4 protein-coding genes and 1 pseudogene are annotated in these 5,330 nt (G+C 62.3%); 3 read left to right on the forward strand and 2 right to left on the reverse strand.

Going from position 1 to position 5,330, the window contains the following annotated elements; translation table 11 throughout:
- Positions 1-215: 215 nt before the first annotated feature.
- Both P0D80_RS48550 and P0D80_RS48555 read right to left on the reverse strand, forming a co-directional pair.
- The gene (locus P0D80_RS48550; RefSeq protein WP_408295466.1) at positions 216-2,135 is read right to left on the reverse strand and encodes a site-specific integrase; all 1,920 of its coding nucleotides are present in this window, start codon (positions 2,133-2,135) and stop codon (positions 216-218) included.
- Positions 2,132-2,899 carry a hypothetical protein gene (locus tag P0D80_RS48555; protein WP_408295469.1) on the reverse strand — a complete coding sequence of 256 codons (768 nt, stop codon included), beginning with the start codon at positions 2,897-2,899 and terminating at the stop codon, positions 2,132-2,134. The genes P0D80_RS48550 and P0D80_RS48555 overlap by 4 nt, the downstream gene beginning before the upstream one ends.
- Before the next feature lie 470 nt (positions 2,900-3,369).
- On the opposite strand from P0D80_RS48555, the gene P0D80_RS48560 reads away from it, so the two are divergent.
- The 3 genes and pseudogenes from P0D80_RS48560 to P0D80_RS48570 all read left to right on the forward strand — a co-directional run.
- The gene (locus tag P0D80_RS48560) at positions 3,370-4,155 is read left to right on the forward strand and encodes a TIGR04255 family protein (protein ID WP_408295472.1); all 786 of its coding nucleotides are present in this window, start codon (positions 3,370-3,372) and stop codon (positions 4,153-4,155) included.
- The gene (locus P0D80_RS48565) at positions 4,152-4,784 is read left to right on the forward strand and encodes a hypothetical protein (protein WP_408295475.1); all 633 of its coding nucleotides are present in this window, start codon (positions 4,152-4,154) and stop codon (positions 4,782-4,784) included. The genes P0D80_RS48560 and P0D80_RS48565 overlap by 4 nt, the downstream gene beginning before the upstream one ends.
- Positions 4,785-4,790: 6 nt before the next feature.
- A pseudogene (locus P0D80_RS48570) lies at positions 4,791-5,330 on the forward strand (hypothetical protein); the annotation flags it as partial.

Raw genomic sequence — 5,330 nt, forward strand, 5'->3', positions numbered from 1 at the left:
GAGGCGGCGATAGTTCCTTGATAGCCATGAGTTACCTGCCTATTGTGTTTGTCATCGAAAAGCGCGAAAAACATCCAACTTCGATGAAACGCGATTTCGGCGAATAATAGCCGGTAAACTCGTAAACTTGAAGGTTTACTTTAGGTATCTGTGGCGGAAGTGTGCGTGGAGGGGCATCCGAGACGGTGCATGCGCCATTTTTTGCAAGCGAAAATCTACCTTTCCGCCTCCGCAAGCGCACCATCAAAGAAGGCATTGACCGCCTTGTAACGTCGCGCGCTGTCCCCTTTTGTATAGATCGTGGTCGTGCCAAGGCTGGCGTGGCCGAGGTTCACCTGGACGTCTCGTACATCCGCACCGCTGTCGAGCGTATGGTTCACGTGCGTATGGCGCAGCCAGTGCGTACTGGCCTTCTTCAGGTCGTCGGCCGAGCCGGGGTAGGTGGCTTCCAGTTGGTCGGCCGCGTGCTTGAAAATCCGCTTGAACAGGCGCGCAACCGCGTCTGGGGTGAGCGGCTGGCCGGTCTGCAGATGCGCAATCAGCGGGGTCTCTTTCGGGCACTTGCCGAGGGGCCGCTCGGACCGGGCCTGCAGCGTACGTTCCAGCTCCGCCATCAGCCTGACCGGCATCGGCACGTGCCGCTTGCGGCGCCCCTTGCCGTGGACTTTCAGCTCCCACGCATCGGCCAGAGCGCCGTCCAGCGCGGTGCGGGACAGATCTCCCGTGGTTGCCCTGGCCAGTTCCGCGCGACGCAGGCCGGTCGCATAGGCAAACAGCAGTATGAAGTGGTCGCGTTGCTCCTCCCGCGTGTACGTCACCCGCGTTGTGGTCTGCAGCACGTACTTCCATTGGGCGTGCGTGAGCGTACGCCCGGTCGCATCAATTTCATCAATATCGTCCGACTTCGGCAGGCCGTGGAACGGGTTGCTGGCCAGATACCGCTCTCCTACCAGCCAACTGCACATTGAGCGCAGGACCTTGCGCGCGATCTCGCGACTGCGATCGCTCAGCGCTTTTCCGGTGAACGGCCGCCAGGCCGGCTCGAAACGCTCGACGCGACGATTGCCAACCCAGCGCTCCGCTGGCTGCGGATCCTTCAGGAAGACCTCGATGTACTCGCTGCAATCCAGCGTATTCAGTGACGACAGCGGTTTGCGTTTCTCCACGATCGCCCACAGGAGCAGGCGTTCGGCCTCGCGCCGGTATGCGCGGGCAGTATCGGCGCTGCGGGCTCCGCGCACGCTCACCCACGCGGCGATCGCGGCGAGATCCGTAGCCAGCTCGGCCTGGTGGGCGGGAACAGGAGCGCGGTTCAGCCCTCTGGAGCCGTCGAGGTCGGCCGATACGCGCAGGGCTTCCATCGGCACGACGTCCGGCAGCGTGCCCGCAATCGGCGGCCGGCAAAGCGCGGGGTGACCCGCGTGCAGCTGCCGGCGCGGCGTGGTGGCCAGCGGCGAGAGCACTTGACCGAGGGAGCCGGCGTGTAGCGACAGCCAGTCCATGATGCGCTGCGCGCCCTTCGGACCGAGTTTCGGCACCTCCATGTGCCAGCGGTTACGGCGTCGACTAATCAGTGCCAGCAGGTCTGCCAAAGTCGAGAGGCCCGCGGCCCGCAGCCTGCCGGCGACGACCGGCGCGAACCAGCCGTCGAGCGGGTGGTCCGGACGCGGATCCTGAACCAGCGCCTTTTCCATGCGGGCGAGCGCCGCGGCCTGGCGCCGCCGCAACCGGGCGTTGCGGGCAATCCGCCGGTCCATGCGCGGGGTGGCTTCGGGCGGGTAGTCGGCCAGGTACAGGTCGAGCAGCTCGGCTTCGCTGTAGACGTGGTCCGGGTCAATGCGATCGCGGTACGCGTCGAGCGTCGGTACGTCGTCGGTGCCGTGCAGCTCGGCGAGCGGGATGCTGCCCGGTTTCAGGCGCAGCAGGTGCGCCGCCTCGATGTCGCGCGCGCGTCGCGCGGCGACGGCCAACGTGTCGCGCAGCGTGGAGATCAGCCGGCGTGTCACGCGCACGTCGGTGCCAGGCTCGCCATAGGCGGTGTGCAGACCCTCGATCGTCGCGCCCTCAAGGTAGCCGCGGTACAGCGCGAAGTGCTGCCGCGTGAGCCGGCGCGCGGTCGGCCTCACCGGCGTCATGCGAGATCCGCCCGCTGTGCCGGTGCGACCGCTGCGGCCGGCGGTGTCAGGGTCGCAGTCAGGCGCTCCATCAACGCTGGCAGCACGTGGCACAGGCGGATACGGCTGTCCAGCTCCTCACGATAGAGCTTGAGCTTGGCCTCGTCGAAGTGCCCCCCGAGATGGAAAGCCTTGGCTCCTTGGAGTTCGACCCGGTGGGTGATAGTCGTGGTGCCGCAGTGGCTGAACGCGTTGTAGTGCTTCTTCGCGCGGCGCAGCTGTGCGACCGCGTCGGCGGTCACGCCCAGCTTGACGGCGTTCAGTCCCAGCTGGCCGACCGCCCGATATCCCTGCGTCCGCTCGTCTTCGTCCCAGACCTTCTCCCAGTAGCGCGCCATGACCGGCGGCTGCTTTGACTTGGTGTCGATGATCAGCAGCTCGTCGGTCGAGCACAGGATGGACATGGCGATGCCCTCGACGACTTGCCGCATCACGTTGCCCGCGGCCGGCAGCTTGCCCGTTAGCAGCAGCTTGGTCGAGATCACGAGGTCATCGAGCACGCCGAACACGAAAGCCCCGACGAGCAAATTGCGCTTCGTCTCCACACGGGTGGCCGCTTCGTTGAGCGGACCCATCAGGCGGAAGCAGGTGGCCAGCGCCTCGCACAGGTCGAGCAGCGGCTGGCCCAGGTGCTCGGCGAACCGGTCCTTCGGCCAGCGCTCGTCACTGAACAGCTCCTGCATCAGCGCTTTGGGGTCAGTTGGGTCGATGGTCGGCGGTGGCATCAGGGGCGCTCGGGACGAAAACGGGTTGATGGCGTTGCCCGCAACCCCTTGCGGGACGGGCCTTTCAACGAAGGGTAGCGGAACGCGCGAAATCTGCCAACAGAAATCGCCACTCCCGCTAACTCCAGTTATCAGATGTGGCGATTTTTTGCCGGGGCGAAAAAGGGCTGTTTTGTCTGCTCGGCAGCGGATCCAGAGGCGCATGAAGAGCGGAGATTCGGAGGGGTTCCGGCCGAACCGGTCAGCTCTCACTTCAGGGAGCGAAGGGCAAGTTGCATAGTTAGGGTTCAATCGGCAGCTTCTACATGTTCCCGGTCTCGGCCAGCGGGTGTTGCCGTGAGACGGCATGGTCGATCTCGCCTAGATGCAAGCGCCGCCTCTTGTGGTCCGAGGGAAATCTCGATTAAGATTCGCCACCCATATTTGTCAACTGAAGTGTAAACTGCGGGTATTATCGAGAGGAGCCGAAGATGGGAGCACCGCTAAGAAATCCGCCTGTCTACTTCACGGTAGCGCAGGTCCGTTTCAATGCGCTCCTGAAGCTTGCGGAGTATTTGCCGTCTATTCAGGAGGCTATGCGAAGAGCGGGCTTCCCTGATTTTGTCACGCACAAGTCGATCGGTTTCCAGATCGCGATGCAAGACGGCCAAGCCGTGCCGACTCCAGTTCAGCAGGAACGCTTCCTGTTCGGTACTACGGACAAGGCCCACAGTTTCGTAATCGGCCCGGAGTTCCTCACGCTTCAGTCCACCAACTACGGTACGTTCGAGGACTTTTCGGGAATGTTCCTTGAGGGGCTCGCGCGAGTCCACGATGTGGTCCAGCTCGACTTCACCGACCGGGTCGGTTTGCGATATCTGGATCACGTGGCACCCAAGACGCATGATTCGCTGGGCCAATATCTAGCGTCCGAAGTCCTTGGGCTGAGTGCGCGTTTCGGCGGCACACCCGTGCATTCGTTTTCAGAAACACTGAATATCGTCGGCGATGTCCGGCTGCTGTCGCGAGTGGTCATCCAGAACGGCGGCCTTTCGTTCCCACCGGATCTGTTGCCGGAGAGAATGGAGATTAATCCGAGATTTCTGACCTTTACCGGCCATCACGCGTTGCTGGACACCGATGGCTCTGTTGAGGGGCGAGAGGTCTTCTCCTCAGATTTTGTATGCAGACAGCTGCAGACGATTCACGAAGTCATCGGATCCGCTTTCAAGGCAACGGTGACCAAGCACGCTCTTAAGGTCTGGGACGAAAAATGATCGAGACTCTTGCTTTACTAGGAACGAACGCCGGAGACGCTGGTATCGGTTATCGGCCGGCCCCAGCCATTTATCGGTGCGCACCGACGACGCTGCGGCCTCTTCCTCGTATCGGCGCGGCCGGTACCGGAGGCTTGGAAGGTGGGGGCTACTACCGGCTGCACATGGGCTACCAGCCGTTTGCAGTGGTGGAGTGCGCCACAGCACAACAGCAACCTCCGTTCGCCAGATTGATGTTGGACGTGAAGGCTGGCTTTGGCCGCACCATGTCGCGTCTGCCAGAGGTGTTTGGAGTGTCGAGGCAGACTTTGTACAACTGGCTCGATGGCGAAACACCGAAGGACGTGCATCAGGCCAAGTTGAGACAACTTGCCGAGGCTGCCAGGGCGTTTACAGAACTTGGCTTCAAGCCTACGTCGCTCTCGCTCGACCGTACGGTCGAGCATGGCAAGTCATTGCTTCAACTTCTCAGCGAAGGGGCGTCCGGACGCGACGCCGCGAAGAAGCTCATCCGTATTACGCAACGAGGAGCCGATTCGCGCGCTAAGCTTGACGATTTACTCGGCGGCCGGAAGGCAAAGCCGGAGGTTTCCGATATGGGGACGCCTTCGCTCAACGAGGATGTCTGATCACGTATGAGCGAAGAGCCGCCAAAGCCGTGGGACCGTGATACCCGTTGGCGCCAAGGCCACGTGCTACAGGCGGAAACCGCAGCGGCGTTCAAGCTCCGAAATGTGATTGACGCAGCTGCCAATCTGGTCGTTGTAGTGAGTCACGACTGCGACTTGGCAAACGATAACCTCGATGCTGAACCTGACGTGGAAGTTATCGTTGGTCGACTCGTGGCGACACCGAACGGAAATTTCTCGTGGGGAAAGGCGCCGCGGACATTGCATCTTTCCATGACACGTGACGGCGGCCTGGTGACGGTCGAGTTGATCGCGACAAGCAAGCGACTGATCCCCAAGCGGGAATTGGCACAATTCGAACCGGACGGCGCCTACGACCTTGATGGGCAGGGGTTAGCCGTCCTGCGAAGTTGGCTTGGAGCCCGGTACAACCGCAGCGCGTTTCCAGATCCTTTCGTTAGCCGCATGGCCGCCACCAAGCTTGACGCAAAGCTTGCGAAGCCGCCACCGATCTTCAAACCCTCGCGGGCTGGCTGGCGCGCGACA

The organism is Paraburkholderia sp. RL17-373-BIF-A (assembly GCF_046030175.1).
Taxonomy (GTDB): Bacteria; Pseudomonadota; Gammaproteobacteria; order Burkholderiales; family Burkholderiaceae; genus Paraburkholderia.